The sequence below is a fragment of the Desulfobacteraceae bacterium genome, from assembly GCA_022340425.1.
Classification (GTDB): domain Bacteria; phylum Desulfobacterota; class Desulfobacteria; order Desulfobacterales; family JAABRJ01; genus JAABRJ01.
In genome coordinates, this window is record JAJDNY010000105.1 from 1 (window position 1) to 14576 (window position 14576).

The 14576-nt window shown below is 62.8% G+C and carries 17 protein-coding genes; 9 read left to right on the forward strand and 8 right to left on the reverse strand.

Translation table 11 applies throughout. From position 1 onward, the window contains the following. The first annotated feature begins 140 nt into the window (after positions 1 to 140). Positions 141 to 2546 carry a PBP1A family penicillin-binding protein gene (locus LJE63_09315; GenBank protein ID MCG6906814.1) on the forward strand — a complete coding sequence of 802 codons (2406 nt, stop codon included), beginning with the start codon at positions 141 to 143 and terminating at the stop codon, positions 2544 to 2546. A 225-nt stretch (positions 2547 to 2771) separates the two neighbouring features. Beyond that, entirely contained in the window at positions 2772 to 3296 is a 525-nt protein-coding gene (locus tag LJE63_09320; GenBank protein MCG6906815.1) for a universal stress protein, read from the forward strand. Positions 3297 to 3410: 114 nt separating this feature from the next. Here the strand turns inward: LJE63_09320 and LJE63_09325 are convergent, their stop codons facing one another. From LJE63_09325 to LJE63_09360, 8 genes are all read right to left on the reverse strand, one after another. Continuing rightward, positions 3411 to 4499 (reverse strand): radical SAM protein, encoded by a 1089-nt coding sequence (locus LJE63_09325; protein MCG6906816.1) that lies wholly within the window; start codon positions 4497 to 4499, stop codon positions 3411 to 3413. Then, positions 4486 to 5166: a ribonuclease III gene (gene rnc, locus LJE63_09330; GenBank protein ID MCG6906817.1), complete on the reverse strand. Its 681-nt coding sequence runs from the start codon at positions 5164 to 5166 to the stop codon at positions 4486 to 4488. The genes LJE63_09325 and rnc overlap by 14 nt, the downstream gene beginning before the upstream one ends. Positions 5167 to 5206: 40 nt before the next feature. Beyond that, positions 5207 to 6085, reverse strand: a complete 879-nt coding sequence (locus LJE63_09335; protein ID MCG6906818.1) for a PHP domain-containing protein — start codon at positions 6083 to 6085, stop codon at positions 5207 to 5209. A gap of 10 nt (positions 6086 to 6095) precedes the next feature. After that, positions 6096 to 6458: an RNA polymerase-binding protein DksA gene (gene dksA, locus LJE63_09340; GenBank protein ID MCG6906819.1), complete on the reverse strand. Its 363-nt coding sequence runs from the start codon at positions 6456 to 6458 to the stop codon at positions 6096 to 6098. A gap of 322 nt (positions 6459 to 6780) precedes the next feature. Further along, positions 6781 to 7719: an ACP S-malonyltransferase gene (gene fabD / locus LJE63_09345; GenBank protein MCG6906820.1), complete on the reverse strand. Its 939-nt coding sequence runs from the start codon at positions 7717 to 7719 to the stop codon at positions 6781 to 6783. Positions 7720 to 7847: 128 nt separating this feature from the next. Then, positions 7848 to 8531 carry a bifunctional precorrin-2 dehydrogenase/sirohydrochlorin ferrochelatase gene (locus tag LJE63_09350; GenBank protein MCG6906821.1) on the reverse strand — a complete coding sequence of 228 codons (684 nt, stop codon included), beginning with the start codon at positions 8529 to 8531 and terminating at the stop codon, positions 7848 to 7850. A gap of 26 nt (positions 8532 to 8557) precedes the next feature. Beyond that, positions 8558 to 9355 (reverse strand): MBL fold metallo-hydrolase, encoded by a 798-nt coding sequence (locus tag LJE63_09355; GenBank protein MCG6906822.1) that lies wholly within the window; start codon positions 9353 to 9355, stop codon positions 8558 to 8560. A gap of 3 nt (positions 9356 to 9358) precedes the next feature. After that, positions 9359 to 10342 carry a DHH family phosphoesterase gene (locus LJE63_09360; protein MCG6906823.1) on the reverse strand — a complete coding sequence of 328 codons (984 nt, stop codon included), beginning with the start codon at positions 10340 to 10342 and terminating at the stop codon, positions 9359 to 9361. Positions 10343 to 10722: 380 nt separating this feature from the next. Here LJE63_09360 and LJE63_09365 point away from each other — a divergent pair, with 380 nt between their 5' ends. From LJE63_09365 to LJE63_09395, 7 genes are all read left to right on the forward strand, one after another. After that, positions 10723 to 10989 (forward strand): AtpZ/AtpI family protein, encoded by a 267-nt coding sequence (locus LJE63_09365; protein ID MCG6906824.1) that lies wholly within the window; start codon positions 10723 to 10725, stop codon positions 10987 to 10989. Then, entirely contained in the window at positions 10964 to 11362 is a 399-nt protein-coding gene (locus LJE63_09370; protein ID MCG6906825.1) for an ATP synthase subunit I, read from the forward strand. The genes LJE63_09365 and LJE63_09370 overlap by 26 nt, the downstream gene beginning before the upstream one ends. A gap of 10 nt (positions 11363 to 11372) precedes the next feature. After that, positions 11373 to 12047, forward strand: a complete 675-nt coding sequence (atpB, locus tag LJE63_09375; GenBank protein ID MCG6906826.1) for a F0F1 ATP synthase subunit A — start codon at positions 11373 to 11375, stop codon at positions 12045 to 12047. Further along, the gene (atpE, locus tag LJE63_09380; protein MCG6906827.1) at positions 12048 to 13025 is read left to right on the forward strand and encodes an ATP synthase F0 subunit C; all 978 of its coding nucleotides are present in this window, start codon (positions 12048 to 12050) and stop codon (positions 13023 to 13025) included. A gap of 100 nt (positions 13026 to 13125) precedes the next feature. Further along, positions 13126 to 13374 carry an ATP synthase F0 subunit C gene (gene atpE / locus LJE63_09385; protein ID MCG6906828.1) on the forward strand — a complete coding sequence of 83 codons (249 nt, stop codon included), beginning with the start codon at positions 13126 to 13128 and terminating at the stop codon, positions 13372 to 13374. Between the two features lie 110 nt (positions 13375 to 13484). Further along, positions 13485 to 13946 carry a hypothetical protein gene (locus LJE63_09390; GenBank protein ID MCG6906829.1) on the forward strand — a complete coding sequence of 154 codons (462 nt, stop codon included), beginning with the start codon at positions 13485 to 13487 and terminating at the stop codon, positions 13944 to 13946. Further along, positions 13943 to 14530 carry an ATP synthase F0 subunit B gene (locus tag LJE63_09395; GenBank protein ID MCG6906830.1) on the forward strand — a complete coding sequence of 196 codons (588 nt, stop codon included), beginning with the start codon at positions 13943 to 13945 and terminating at the stop codon, positions 14528 to 14530. The genes LJE63_09390 and LJE63_09395 overlap by 4 nt, the downstream gene beginning before the upstream one ends. The last annotated feature ends 46 nt before the right edge of the window (positions 14531 to 14576 follow it).

Genomic DNA, 14576 nt, shown 5'->3' on the forward strand with positions numbered 1-14576 from the left:
GCCGCCGCGGCAGCCGCGCCGCTCAAGCCGCTTGCCCCCGGCGGCGATGTTTGATACCATAGCGCGGCATTCGGCAGCGGAGCGGAAGCGGGGGATCCCCCGCTTCCGCTCCCAGGGTTTTTCAGGGAGGCCCCCTTTCCATGGTCACACGCAAAAGCAGCGCCGAGATCACCCGCAGACGGGGCAAAAAAGCCGCAGGCGGCGCTTTCAGCAAACTGTTGCGCGGGTTTTTCTGGACGGCCCTGGTGATCCTGATCCTGGGGGCGGCCGCCGCCGCCGGCCTGTATGCCTATTTTTCCAAGGATCTGCCCCAAATCACCTCCCTCAAAGATTACCGGCCCCCCATCATCACCACCGTCTTCTCCGACGACAACCGTAAAATCGGTGAGTTTTTCAAGGAGCGCCGCAAGGTGCTGCCCCTCCAGGAGATGCCCGAGATGCTGCTGCACGCGTTCGTGGCGGCCGAGGACAGCCGCTTTTACAAGCACCGGGGCATCGACCTGATCGGCATCCTGCGGGCCTTTTTCAAAAATCTGGAGGCCGGCGCCATCGTCCAGGGCGGCAGCACCATCACCCAGCAGGTCACCAAATCCTTTTTTCTGAGCCCCGAGCGAAGCTATCAGCGCAAGGTCAAGGAGGCGATCCTGGCCTATCGGATCGACAGCTCCTTCACCAAGGATGAGGTCCTCTACCTCTACCTCAACCAGATTTACCTGGGGCACGGGGCCTACGGGGTCGAGGCGGCCGCCGAGAATTATTTTGGCAAGCCCGCACGGGAGTTGAATCTGGCCGAATGCGCCATTTTGGCGGGTCTGCCCCAGGCGCCGAGCCGCTATTCGCCGTTTCGCAACCGGGAAAAGGCCAAGGAGCGCCAGATCTACGTTCTCAACCGCATGGTGGCCGAGGGCTATATCACCGAGCTTCAGGCCAGTGAGGCCATCAACTTCCCGCTTGACGTCAAGCCGCGGCGCAACTGGTACATCGAGAAGGTGCCGGTTTATACCGAACACGTCCGCCGCTACGTGGAGAAAAAATATGGCGAAGAGGCCCTGCTCACCGGCGGCCTGAAAATATTCACGGCGGTCAATATCGGTATGCAGAAAATCGCCCAGGCCGAAATCACCCGGGGGCTTTCGGAGCTGGACAAGCGCCAGGGCTACCGGGGTCCCATCGTGCACCTGGCACCCGAGGCGATGGCGGCATTTGGCGCCGGACTCCGCGACGAGCAGGCCGAGGCGCCCCTGGAAGAGGGCCAAACCGTCCGGGGGGTGGTGATCGACGTGGATGACCCCGGCAAGCGGGTCACGGTGCGCATGGGCGACGAGAAAGGCGTGATCCCCCTGGAAAATATGGCCTGGGCGCGCAAGCCCAACCCTGACGTGCCCTGGTATGCCGGCCGGATCAAGCGGCCGGGGCAGGCCCTGGCGGTGGGGGACGTCATCTGGGTCACGCTGCGGGCTCCCCGGGGCCGGGACGGCGTCTGGCCGCTTTCCCTGGAGCAGACCCCCGAGGCTCAGGCGGCGCTGTTGTGCATCGAGGCCGAGACCGGCCATGTCAAAGCCATGGTCGGCGGCCGGGATTTTGCCGAAAGCCAGTTCAACCGGGCGATTCAATCGCGCCGGCAACCCGGTTCGGCCTTCAAGCCGGTTATCTACGCCGCGGCCCTGGACAAGGGTTACACCCCGGCGACGGTGCTGATCGATTCCCCCATCGTTTACCAGGACGCCCAGCGGGATTTCACCTGGAAACCCAAAAATTACGGCGAAAAATTCCACGGCCCGACCCTGCTGCGGGAGGCCCTGGCCAAATCCCGCAACGTTGTGACCATCAAGATTCTCCAGGACATCGGGATCGACTACGCGATTGCCTACGCCCGCAAGCTGGGAATCCAATCGCCGCTCAGCCGGGATCTGTCGCTGGCTCTCGGCTCCTCGGGTGTGTCGCTGCTGGAGATCGTCAACGCCTACTCGGTTTTCGCCAATCTGGGCTATCTGCTGGAGCCGATCTTCATCACCAAAATCGTCGATCGTGACGGCAACGTCCTCGAAGAAAACCGGCCGCTGAAGGCCAAGGTCATCGATCAGGACACCGCATACATCATGACCAGCCTCCTGGAGAGCGTGGTCAAAGGCGGCACCGGTAAGCGGGTTGCGGCCCTGGGGCGGCCCGTGGCGGGCAAAACCGGCACCACCAACAACCTTTACGACGCCTGGTTCGTGGGCTACACCCCGCGCTACATCACCGGCACTTGGGTGGGCTTCGACCAGGGCGGCTCGCTGGGCAAACTGGAGACCGGCGCGCGCGCGGCCAGCCCCATCTGGCTGGGTTTCATGCAAAAAATACTGGCCGACAAACCGGTGCGCGTTTTTCCGGTGCCAGACGGGGTCGTGTTTGCCAAGATCGACGCCCAAACCGGGCTGCTGCCGATCGCGGAATCCGCCAGCACCCTTTTCGAGTGCTTCAAGGAGGGAACCGCGCCCACCGCCTATACCAAGCGCCCCGGCGAGGTGACCGAGCCTGAGGAGTTCTACAAGTCCGGTATGTAGCTCTCGGCCGTCTTCGGCCGTTGGCCCACCGGCACCCCCGCCGCCGCGCCAGACGCCGCGGCCTACCCATTGTAAAAACCCGCGTGCCGATGGCGATCGGCACCCGATACCTGCGCTTACGCCCTGGCCGTCGTTTGGGTCAGGGACCTTGCCGGGCGCGGCGCAACAACCGCCACGCCGACTGAAGGCCAGCAGCGTGATCCTGCAACCGGAGAGAGGTGCGAAATGGAACTGCCCAAAGTCGAGGTTAAAAAAATTCTCTACGCCACGGATCTTTCCGAAAGCGCCCGCCGCGCTTTTGCCTATGCCGTGAGCCTGGCCAACCTTTACAAGGCCAAGATCACCTTCCTGCACGTGATGAGCGAAGACCCCGGAATGGATTCCAAGCTGGCCGGCTACATCGATGCCGAGAAGTGGGAGGAAATCAAGCGCCGAAATGAAGAGGATGCGCGCAGCATCCTGATCGGCAAGCAGCGTAACAGCGGGCGCAGCGCCATCGGTGAGGCCTTGGGGCAGTTTGCCGAAGCGGCCCGGGCCGAACAGGACTTCGGGATGGACGAGATCATGGTCAAGCGCGGAAACCCGGTGGATGTCATCCTGGCCCAGGCCGAGGAAAGCAACTGCGACCTGATCGTCATGGGCACCCACGGCCACGGCCTGATTGCCGACGCCGTGATGGGCAGCACCGCCCGGCGCGTGCTGCGAAAATCCAGAAAGCCCGTACTGGTGGTGCGTCTGACGGAGGAGTGAACCCGCCGGCCGGCCTCCCGGAACGATCTGGCCCGGGTGCATGGAACCCCTGTAAGTGTAAGTGTCCAGTGCCGCGGCCGGCGCCCAGGTGCAAGGCCGCCAGAGGGCCGCTGTCTATCCGGAGGGTGCCTCCAGCCGCTCTGCGGTCACCGCACTCAGCCCCAGCCGGTCGTCGGGTAGCACCTGAATGCCGTCCAGGTCGAAACGGCGCCGCAGGATTTCCAGGTTGCGGTTTTTGTGGCCCCGTAGGCGCGCGGCCGACCGCGGGTGAACCCGCAGGCAGACCGTCCCGCCGGCTGCAGAGGCCCGGGAAAGGCAGGCGCTGGCGCGGTCCAGAAAAACCTCCGACAAAACCAGGTGGCCGAAGGCCGGGTGGTACGGTCCGGCCAGGACGGACCGGCCGTCCTGCAGATCCGCAGCGTCCTGAAGCCCCATGCGGATGATGGGGATGCCGCGCGCCTGGAAGAGACAATAGAGGTCTTTGACGGTCGCGACACAGCGCGTAAGGGACCACGGCGCGTAGCGCCCACGCCGGTAGGCGAGCGCCAGCCGGCTGCCGCGGAGCACCAGTGTCGGGTAGATGCGTACGAAATCCGGCCCCAGCCGGGCGGTTGCCTCGCCCGAAGCCAGGCTGCGGGCGTGGCTGTCGCCGGGCAGCCCCACCATCAGCTGGGCCCCGATCCGATACCCCGCCGCTTTCAGGCGAACCATGGCCGCGGCGGTGTCGGCGGCGCTGTGGCCGCGGTGGGCCAGGGTCAGCACCCGGTCGTTCATGGACTGCACCCCGAGTTCGATGGTGGCGACCGTGAAGGGGGCGATCCATTTCAGCCGGCGGGCGTCAACGCTGTCGGGGCGGGTTGAAAATCGGATGCCGGCCGCCTGGCCGGCGGCGACGTAGCCCTGGGCAAGGGTCAGCAGTTCTTCCACCAACGCCTGTTCAAGTCCCAGGAAATTACCGCCGTAGAAGGCGATCTGGGTTTCTCCGCGGCGCGCGTCGCGGTAGCCCAAAAACCGCTCGATCTGCCGTCGAAGGGCTGCGGACTCCGGGACGCCTCGGGGCTTGCCGCTGATGTGGCGCTGGTTGCAGAAGGCGCATTGGAAAGGGCAGCCGGCCTGGGGCAGAAACAGCGGGACGATAAACGGCCGTGGTGGGCCTTCGGCCATCCCCCCCGCGGTGGGCCGGGGGCTCTCAGGTCTGTTCACCGAGCTTTTCCAGTGCGCTGCGGGCGGTGGCCTGTTCGGCCGATTTTTTGCTTTTCCCGCTTCCGGTGGCCTGGAAGGTGCCGATGGTCACCCGCGCGATAAAGGTTTTGTCGTGATCCGGGCCCGTTTCTGCAATCACCTCGTAGACCGGTGTGAGCTTGTGATGGTGCTGGGCCATTTCCTGCAGCTGACTTTTATAGTCCCGGCTCAGGCGGGCCTCCGCGGGCGATTGCAGCAGGCCTGAAAAAAACCCGCGGACCAGCGTGCTGGCGGGCGTAAAGCCACCGTCCAGGTAAACGGCCGCGATGACGGCCTCCAGTGCGTCGGCCAGGATCGAGCTTTTTTCGCGGCCGTTGTTTTGCAGCTCGCCTTTGCCCAGTTGGAGATGCGGGCCGATCGCCAGCTGCCGGGCAATCGCGGCGAGCTGGGTCTCGTTGACCAGCTGGGCGCGCTTGCGCGAAAGTTCACCCTCCCGCCAGGCTGGAAAACGCGCCATCAGCAGGTCGCTCACCACGAGATTCAAAACGGCGTCACCCAGAAATTCCAAGCGCTGGTTGTCTTTCAGGGCCGGGCCGGCTTCGGGCTGCTCGTTGACCAGCGAGCTGTGGCGCAGGGCTTCCGCCAAAAGTGCCGGCTGGCGAAAGCGGTAGGCCAGTCTATTCTCCAATAACGACAGCGGCTCCGGGTTCATGGGCGGGAAAACGGGGTCATCGCGCAGATCGGCGGGCGGCGGGTTGCAGACGTCGGACCAGGGCTTCGTAGAGGGCAAACGGGACGTTGAGATCGCCCCGGCCGATGCCAAGCGCGATCTCCGGGTTGAGGTCGCCGTGAAAGTCGCTTCCACCGGTCATCAGCAGATCGTGCCGGCGGGCTATCCGCCGGCAGGCTTCGGTGAATGCCGGACTGTGTTCCGGGTAGAATACCTCAAGGCCCATCAGGCCCATCTCCATCAGCCCGATCACGGCATCCGCCAGCCCGCAGCGGGTTTCAAAGCTCAGCAGTCCGGGGTGGGCCAGCACCGGCACCCCTCCAGCGTCGCGAATGGATTGCAGCGCCTCGCGGCAGCTGATCCGGTGTTTGTCCACGTATGCAGGTTTGCCGGCTCCAAGCAAGCGTTTGAAGGCCTCGTCGATGGAGGCTGCCACCCCCTTTTGGACCAGCACGCGGGCGATGTGCGGGCGCCCCAGCTGGCATTCCCCCGCCGCCGTGCTGACCTCGGCCAGGGTGATGTCGATTCCCAGCCGATTGAGCTTGGCGATGATCGCCGGGTTGCGGTTTTCCCGGGATGTGCGCAGGACTTGCAGGGAATCGTTCAGGGTCGGGTCCTGAGGGTCGATGCCGTAGCCCAGGATGTGAAAGCTGCCGGCGAGGCGGATGAACGGCGGCGTTGCGGCGCTGATCTCCACCCCGGTGAGAAACTTCAGGGCCGGCGGGATCGGCTGCCGCAGCGCGCTTTTGACCCCCTCGAGGCTGTCGTGATCGGTGATGGCGATGGCCTGGAGTCCCAGAGCGGCGGCCCGGGCGATGATCTCATGGGGCTGAAGGGTTCCGTCGGATGCGGTGGAGTGAATATGAAGATCGATCATCTGGCCGGCATCATAAGCCCAGAGATTTCTCCAGCGCCTCTTCCTTGGTTTTGCATTCGATGCACTGGGTGGTCACGGGCCGTGCCTTCAGGCGTTCGATGGAGATCTCCTCGCCGCAGGTTTCGCAGATCCCGAAGCTGCCGTTTTCGATCCGTTCGAGGGCCTTTTTGATCTTTTTGATCAATTTGGCCTCGCGGTCGCGGATCCGCAGCATGAAATTGCGGTCGGACTCGAGGGAGGCGCGGTCGGTGGGATCCGGAAAGTTCTCTTTCTGGGCCGTCATGCCGGTGACCGTTTCATCTGCCTGGGACAAGAGCTCTTCCAGTCGCTGGGTCAGCTGCGCCTTAAAGACGTCCATCTCTTCTTTTTTCATGGTCAGACCTCAAAGAGCGGTTATCCAAATTTGACGGTTCCGCAAAAAGTCCAATCTCTGCGTTGCGCCGCATCTCGATGTCGCTGCGGCTTACATGAGTGCGCCTCACGCCGCTGAGATTTGCGCGCCTTGAGCTTGAGCTTTTTTCGAAACCGTCTGGTTTTCGACTATCTACCGCATAATCAAATTTAAAATTCGTTTTTATAAGCCCCTTTGGGAGTTTTGTAAAGAATAAAACCGCCGGCCGGTGCGGCCCCGTTTCCTGCGGGAATCGCACCGGCCGGCTTTCCGCAACCCGCGGGGCGCTTGCCAAAAGGCGTCCTCAGATGACGGCGCTCAGAAAGTCATCCAGGGCTTTCAGGGAGTTCACGTTGAAGAATCGCTGGGGGTAGTCCGCCGGCAGGATTTTCTTCAACAGCCCGGTGAGAACTTTTCCCGGTCCGACCTCCACGAAGGTCGTCACCTCAACTGCCATCAGCCGGCGGACGATATCGAACCATTTCACCGGGCTGCACAGCTGGCGCGCCATGATCTGGCGGATGCTTTGGGGCGCCTGGGCCGGGGCCGCGGTGACGTTGAAGAGTACCTCCGCCCGGGGCGGCTGGAAGGCGATGGTTTCCAGAAAGTCGGCGAAATCCTTTTCGGCCCCGCGGATCAGTTCGCTGTGCCAGGCCCCGCTGACTTTCAGGGCGACAGCCTTGGCGCCTCTGGCGGCGGCCAGCGCGGAAACCTTTTGAACCGCCTGGGGGGCGCCGGTGATGACGATCTGGCTTTCGGTGTTGTGATTGGCCACCGACACGGGACCGGCGGCAGCGCCCTGGGCAACCAGTTCCTGGACTTCGGCGATGGTCAGGCCGATGACGGCGTGCATCGCCCCCTGGTGGCGGGTGGCCTCGCGGTGCATCAGCTCGCCGCGCCGCTGCACCAGCTGCAGGGCGTCCCGGGGGGAGACAACCCCGGCGGCGCACAGCGCGCTGTACTCCCCGAGGCTGTGGCCGGCCACGATCTCCGCGGAAATACCGGCCTCCTCGATGGCGGCCAGAAAGGCGAGGTTGACGGCCGTCACCGCGGGCTGAAGGTTCACCGTCTGGGTGAGATCGGCCATGGGGCCTTCGAAACACAATCGGGCGATGTCTGTTGCGGCGATCTCGTTGGCCATGGCGAAAATATCGCGGGCAAACCCATGGGCGTGGTATATGTCCCGGCCCATGCCCACGGCCTGGGAGCCCTGGCCGGGAAAAAGAAAGGCGGTTTTGCTCATGCTGACCTCCACGGGTAATAAGTCTCCGCGCTGCCGTCCCGGGCCACAGGGCCGCCGGTCCCGCAGCCGGGAGGGGCTTTGTCAGGTGAAAGCGGCCATTTGGCCGGGGGCCTTTTGAGCCGCGAGGACTACGGCTGGCGGTCGCTCTCGGGGGAAAACCGGATCAGGCTGCGGGCGCTGAAGCCTTCCCCCAGCACGTCTTTCAGCAGGGCGTCGATTGCGGCAAAATCGCGCCTGCGGACAAGATCCAGCAGGTCGGCTTCGATCAGTTTTTCAAAAAGGGGTTTGTGGGCCTCGGGGGCATGCGTCTCGGCCAGCAGTTTGGCGCGGATGGCCCCCATCAGGTCCAGGAACTCGGCATACGGCTGGCCGAAGGCCGTTTCGAGGTCTCGACGCAATTTTTTGGCGAAGGCCGGACTGCGGCCCGAGGTCGAGACCGTGATGGTCAGGTCGCCGCGGGCGATCACCGCCGGCAGGATGAAATTGCATACCGCCGGTCGGTCCGCGATGTTGCAGAGAATCCCGCGTTCGGCCGCATCCCGGCTGATTTGTTGGTTTAGCGCCTCGTCGTCCGTGGCGCCGATGACCAGCAGCTTGCCGTCCAGATCGGTGGGGTGGTAAGGCCGCCGGTGCCATGCGATGACGCCGCGGCCGGCCATTTCAGACAGCGCCGGCAACGCCTCCGGGCTGACCAGCGTCACCCGTGCGCCGCATTTCAGCAAGCCGTTGATCTTGCGGTGGCCCACCGCACCGCCGCCCACCACCAGGCAGGGGCGGTTTTGAATGTCCAGGTTGATCGGGTAGTAGCGCATGGAGGTTCACCATCCGGGGTGCGCGTTCAGGGCCGCGCGCCGACGACGACGGTCAGCAGGTCGTGGGCCAGGATCAGCGGTCCGGAGTAGGTCCGACGACACTCGGCGGCCATGTCGGCCCGCTCGCATTCGGGGTAGAAGTGGGTCAGCATCAGGCGCCGGACCCCCGACCGGGCGGCTATCCGGCCGGCCTCGGAGGGGGTCAGATGACCGGGAACCTTGTGGGCATCGGGAAGGGCCGCCTCGCAGACCAGCAGGTCCGCATCGCGGGCGAGGGTCACCAGGGCGTCATTCAGGTCGGTGTCCCCGGAATAGACCACCGAGCCGCCCCCTGGACCGGTGACCCGGTAGGCGAGACTTTCCGGGTTGTGGGCCATGGGGGCGGTGGACAGGCCCACCGGACCGAACTGGCAGGCATCCCCCGCGGGGCTGTCCCATTCCATCAGGGGCCGCATGGCGCTGCCCAGGTCGATCCAGCTGCCGTAAGCGCTCTGCAGCGCGCTGAAAAACCGCCGCAACCCCTTGCCCCCGCCCAGCGTCAGGGGGGTTTGGCGCAGGCTGCTGTCAGGGTATTTGTTGGCAAACAGAAACGGCACCAGCTCTCCGCTGTGGTCGGGATGAAAGTGGCTGAGCAGCAGGTGGGTCACCTCATGGATCCGGGTCCCGTTTTCCAACAGCCTGCGCATGGTGCCCGGCCCCGCATCCAGCAGCAGGCGCAAGCCCCCGGTTGTCAGCAGCAAAGCGCACGCGCTGCGCTCCAGCGATGGAACACAGGTCCCGGAACCCAGGACGGTCACGGTTATGTCCGGTGTTGCGTCCGTCATCCTTCAAGCGGCCCGTTTCTCGATTTTTTTGATGATCCACAGGAACAGCTTGCGCTCGTCGTGGCGGTTGACCTCCCCTTGCAGGGCGTCCAGGGCCAGTTCGGCGCGCGCCATGTTCTTGTGCCCGCCGGCGGAGCCGAGGGCGCCAAAGCTCTTCTTGGCGACTTTGCCGGCGTTTTTGCGGATGCCGTCGTTTCGGAATACGATGATCAGCTTTTTGTCGCAGGTTCCCGAGACGATGCTCCAGCCGACCGAGGCCACGCGCATGAAAAAATCGGCCACCAGCACGCAGACGTCGGGGTTGCTGACCGCCCCGAGGTGAACGAAAACACGGCCCTTGCGGATGCGCATCTGATTGAAAGCGCGCTTGAAATACTTGAGGAACTCCAGTTTCAGATCGCTCTGCTCGATCTTGCGGGCCATGTGGATATTGGCGTGGCGAAACAGATACTGGAAGGCACGAACGTCCTCAATGACAGCCTGCCGCCTGAAATCATCGGTGTCGGTCTTGATGGCGTAGTAAAGAGCGGTCGCCAGCTTGGCGGACGGCTTGATCTTGGCGGCTTTCAGGTATTCGGTCATCATCGTGGCGGTGGCCCCGTAGCGCGGCCGAATGTCCACAAAAGGGGCCTTGATGCCCGTGTCGGGGTGGTGGTCGATGATCACCTGGAAGTTCAACTCGGCAAAGGCCGGGTGGTGGTTGGGCTGGGAGTCCACCAGGGCCAAACGGGTGAAGCGGGTGAAGTCGATTTCCCCGATAAACACCAACGAAACCCCCAGCAGGCGGATCATGTTCAAGTTGTCCGGCCGGGTGATGACGTTGGTGTGCGCAATGGTCACCCCGGCAACCTTGCGCCACAGCAGGCGCTTTAGAGCAATGGCGCTCGCAATCGCATCGGGGTCGGCATTGATCAGGATCAGGACCTGGTCCTCACCGGCGAATTGACTTTGCAAGCGGCGCAGTTTTTCGGATGCGGAGATGGGCATGGGGGATTTCGCTGTTCGCAATCTTTATCAGAGTATTACCATTTGATTCTTTTTTTTCAATTTATTTTTGAGGACTTTCTGCCTTTTGCCCGGTGACCGCGGCGGCAGCCTGCCGCAAGTGAAAATAAAACGAGCGGGGTGCTTGACAGGGGCCGATGCGATTTGCTAAAGGCACTCTGCACAGCGCATTCAGTTTTCAACCGCAAGATCATTCCAGGCCCCCTGCTGCGCGAAGGAGACCCGATCCTACGGTTCCAGGAAGCTCCAGCCGAACACGCGTTCTTCATTTCATCAAGGCGTCAACGGTTGTTTTCAGCGATTGAAACTGTCGCCGGGAAACCAACGCCCCCTTAGGTGAACAGGATGCCGGAATCCACAGCATGGGTTTCAACTACAAGAAAAACCAACCCTGGGTCGAAAACCTCACCATTGTATTGCAGCTCGGTCTTACCATGGCCGGCTGCATTTTTTTTTGTTTCTTCATCGGAAAAGCCCTTGATGCCTGGTTCGGCACCAAAGGGGTGTTCATCACCATCTTTACCCTGCTGGGGATTGCCGGCGGCGCCAACGTGGTTTACCGCCAGATCCTGGAAGTGACCAAACCCAAAGACGAGCCCGGCGATGAAGATCGAAACGACCGAAATTAGGGAGCTGCAAAAGAGGGTGGGGACCCGCGCCATGACCGTCGCCCTGGTGGCGGCCGGCATCTGCATCGTCGCCGGTGCGCGCCCCATCGGCAAAGGGCTGCTGCTGGGGACCCTTTTCAGCATCCTCAATTTCGTTCTCATGGGCGCCACGCTGCACCTGCGGCTGCAGCCCACCCGGCGGCGGGCTTTCTGGGGGGCTCTCGGCGGCATTGTGCCGCGCTACCTGCTGCTGGCGGTGCCGGTCATTTTGGCCCTCAAGCTGGAGCAGTTGAACCTCTGGGCCACGGTGGGCGGGATCTTCATGGTGCAGGCGGTCATTCTACTGGAACCTCTCTGGCGTTCGCTGCGCGCAGCGCGGCACTCTCGGGCATAGGAAACGTACTATGGGGGACTTGGGAAGAATAAATCAGCTGATCGTTACCATCGGCGGTCAAAACCTGACCTTCAATCTGCAAGTCATCCTGATGACCTGGATCGTCATCGGCGTGCTGCTCTTCTTCGGGGTCATGATGACCCGGCGCAGGGGAATGCTGCCGCATTCCATGCAGGTCCTGGGAGAGCTCTTCGTCGGGCAGTTCTACCAGCTCACCGAGGATGCCCTGGGCAAGGAGTACGTCGAGAAATACGCGCCCCTGATCTGCTCGGTGTTCATGTTCGTCGTTTTTTCCAACTGGCTGGGGGTCTTCCCGCACCTGGAAGAGCCCACCAAGGATCTCAACACCCCCCTCAGCTTGGGCATCATGGGGTTTTTCATCGCCCACTATGCCGGCATCCGCTCCAAAGGATTCAAGGCATACGCCAAGGAATATTTCCAGCCCGTCTTTTTCATGATGCCGCTTAATGTGATCGGCGAACTGGCCAAGATCATCTCCATTTCCTTCCGCCTTTTCGGCAACATCATGGGGGGCTCGATCATCATCCTGGTGGTGTCCTACCTGTGCTACAGTCTTGTGTTGCCGCCGTTTCTGATAGCCTTTTTCGGGATTTTCGTGGGTACGGTGCAGGCCTTCGTTTTTACAATGCTAACACTTGTTTACATTTCCATCCAGGTGAAATAGATGATGGAATTCGATGCGCAGGCGTGGGTTAAGGTCGCCGCATTCATCGGCGGGGGAATGGCCATTGGCTTCGGCGCCATCGGGGCGGCCATCGGCGAAGGCTATACCGCCTCCCTGGCCAATCTGGCCGTGTCCAGAAACCCCAAGATCTCCGGCGATATCTTCAAAACGATGCTGGTGGGCCAGGCCGTGGCCGAGTCCGCCTCCATTTTCGCCCTGGTGGTGGCCATTCTGCTGCTCTTCATGAACCCGAGCAATGCCAGTATGATTCAGGCCGCGGCGTTTTTGGGGGCCGGTCTCAGCATGGGCTTCGGGGCCATCGGTTCGGGGATCGGGTCCGGATTCCCCGGCGGGCAGGCGTGCTTCGGGCTTTCGCGCCAGCCGGCGGTCGCCAGCCGGCTGACCACCAACATGCTGATCGGCTCCGCCGTCTGTCAGACCCCGGCGATCTTCTCGCTGGTGGTGGCCTTTATTTTGCTCTTCATGAACTTTTCCGCGGCGCCCCTGAATCCCAACTGGGCAGCGCTGGTGGGTGCGGGGCTCAGCACCGGACTGGCCGCCATCGGCTCGGGCTACGGCGGCGGCATGGCCGCCGGTGCCAGTTGCGAGGGCGTCGCCCGTCAGCCGGAGGCGGTCGGCAACCTCACCACGATCATGCTGGTGGGCCAGGCGGTGGCCCAAACCCCCGCCATTTTCGGCCTTCTGGTAAGTTTTATTCTGATCTTCAAGGTGTGGCCCGAGACCGCTCAGATCCAAACGGCCATGGCGCTCCTGAGCGCCGGCCTGTGTGCTGGCTTCGGCGGCATCGGGCCGGGATTGGGCAACGGGATGGCCGCGGAAGGCGCGGTGCGCTGGGTGGCCCGCAACCTGTCCAGTGCCGCGGACCTGATGCGAATCATGCTGGTGGGCCAGGCCGTTTCGCAGTCCACTGCGATTTATGCCCTGGTGGTCAGCCTGGTGCTGATCTTTGTGGTTTAGTGGTCCTGTGTACGCCGGCCGTTTTGTGCTCGCGTACTTGGGAACAGTTGCAGTCGCATTCAAAATCGTCGTGACCGACGGATAAACGAGGAGGAAGACCATGGCAATTGAAGGTGCGGACCTTGTCAAAGCAGCGGCTTTTTTGGGAGCGGGGATTGCAATGGGGCTGGGCGCCATCGGCCCCGGTGTCGGCGAGGGGATGACGGCGGCCAAAGCGTGCGAGGCCATCGGCCAAAACCCCCGGGAAGCGGGCCTGCTGACCCGAACCATGCTGGTGGGCCAGGCCGTGGCCGAATCCACCGGTATCTACTCTCTGGTGATCGCCCTGCTGCTGCTCTTTGTGGTCTGATGATCGCTCCCGCCAATGGCAGAAAGCCCGTCAGTCTCAGCGGCGGGCTGCCGGCGGCGGACGCCGCTTTTATCCAATAACGGGTTTTTCCTACACCGGGTGGATGGGATATGGATTTCCAGATTGTCAGCAACATCGCCCTTATCAGCATCAACGCAACGCTGGTGGTGCAGCTGATCTCCTTCCTGATTTTCCTTTTTCTGATCAACGGGATCCTGATTCAGCCCCTGCGCCGGACCATGGCCGAGCGCGCCGGCTATCTCGACCAGATGAAGCTGGATATCGTGGAGGCGGAAAAGGAAATGAACCGCCTGCTGAAGGAACTGGCCGCGCGTGAAAAAATGGTGCGCAACGAGGCCCTGATGGCCACCAAAGAGATGGAAAACGAGGGGCTGCGCCGGGCTTCGGAAATCATCAAGGACGTCCGCAAAGAAATGGAAAGCCTCAGGAGCAAGACCCAACAGGCGGTGATCGACCAGTTGGCGGCGGCCCGCGAGAAACTTGAACGGGAATCCGAGAGCCTTGCGCTGAGCATCATGGAAAAACTGCTGGACCGGAGGTTAACCCGATGAAGCGCCGCGATAGACGCTATGGATGGGCCCGGATCGCGGCCTTGGCCTGCCTCTTTGTGCTGCTGGCGGCGGGGGCCGCACTGGCGGCCGAGGGCAGCGGGGGCTGGCGGCCGACCTATGATCTGGTGATGCGCTGGGTCAACTTTGCTCTGCTGGCCTTTGTCATCGTCAAATTTTCCCGCGAACCCCTCATGGACTTCCTGCAAGGCCGCAAACAGGCGCTTTCCATCGAAATCCAGCAGCTGGAAGCCCAGCATCAGGAAGCCGCGGAGCAGGCCAAGCAGGCCACCCGGCAACTGGAGGAAGGCGGCGCCCAACTGGCCGAACTGAAGGAGCGCATCATCAACCTGGGGGTCAACAGCAAGGAGCGCATCATCGAGGACGCCCGTCAGCAGGGGCGTAACATGCTGCTGGAATCCCAGCGCCGGGTGGAAGGCCAGATCCTCAGGGCGCGGCAGAAATTCCGCAACGAACTGGTGGATGCCGCGATCGACCGGGTGCTGGAAAAATTGCCGCAGACCATCAGCGATGACGATCGCGAGCGGATGGTCAAAAACTTCATGGCCAGCCTGGCGGTGAAATAAACGCGTCTGCCAGCCGCCGTTTTCCACGACCCAAGCCCATTGCCGG

Excerpts from the sequence above, each read along its gene's own strand:
- LJE63_09315 (MCG6906814.1), top strand. The coding sequence starts at position 141 with ATGGTCACACGCAAAAGCAGCGCCGAGATCACCCGCAGACGGGGCAAA.
- LJE63_09320 (MCG6906815.1), top strand. The coding sequence starts at position 2,772 with ATGGAACTGCCCAAAGTCGAGGTTAAAAAAATTCTCTACGCCACGGAT.
- LJE63_09335 (MCG6906818.1), bottom strand. The coding sequence starts at position 6,085 with ATGATCGATCTTCATATTCACTCCACCGCATCCGACGGAACCCTTCAG.
- dksA (MCG6906819.1), bottom strand. The coding sequence starts at position 6,458 with ATGAAAAAAGAAGAGATGGACGTCTTTAAGGCGCAGCTGACCCAGCGA.
- fabD (MCG6906820.1), bottom strand. The coding sequence starts at position 7,719 with ATGAGCAAAACCGCCTTTCTTTTTCCCGGCCAGGGCTCCCAGGCCGTG.
- LJE63_09350 (MCG6906821.1), bottom strand. The coding sequence starts at position 8,531 with ATGCGCTACTACCCGATCAACCTGGACATTCAAAACCGCCCCTGCCTG.
- LJE63_09355 (MCG6906822.1), bottom strand. The coding sequence starts at position 9,355 with ATGACGGACGCAACACCGGACATAACCGTGACCGTCCTGGGTTCCGGG.
- LJE63_09360 (MCG6906823.1), bottom strand. The coding sequence starts at position 10,342 with ATGCCCATCTCCGCATCCGAAAAACTGCGCCGCTTGCAAAGTCAATTC.
- LJE63_09365 (MCG6906824.1), top strand. The coding sequence starts at position 10,723 with ATGGGTTTCAACTACAAGAAAAACCAACCCTGGGTCGAAAACCTCACC.
- LJE63_09370 (MCG6906825.1), top strand. The coding sequence starts at position 10,964 with ATGAAGATCGAAACGACCGAAATTAGGGAGCTGCAAAAGAGGGTGGGG.
- atpB (MCG6906826.1), top strand. The coding sequence starts at position 11,373 with ATGGGGGACTTGGGAAGAATAAATCAGCTGATCGTTACCATCGGCGGT.
- atpE (MCG6906827.1), top strand. The coding sequence starts at position 12,048 with ATGATGGAATTCGATGCGCAGGCGTGGGTTAAGGTCGCCGCATTCATC.
- atpE (MCG6906828.1), top strand. The coding sequence starts at position 13,126 with ATGGCAATTGAAGGTGCGGACCTTGTCAAAGCAGCGGCTTTTTTGGGA.
- LJE63_09390 (MCG6906829.1), top strand. The coding sequence starts at position 13,485 with ATGGATTTCCAGATTGTCAGCAACATCGCCCTTATCAGCATCAACGCA.
- LJE63_09395 (MCG6906830.1), top strand. The coding sequence starts at position 13,943 with ATGAAGCGCCGCGATAGACGCTATGGATGGGCCCGGATCGCGGCCTTG.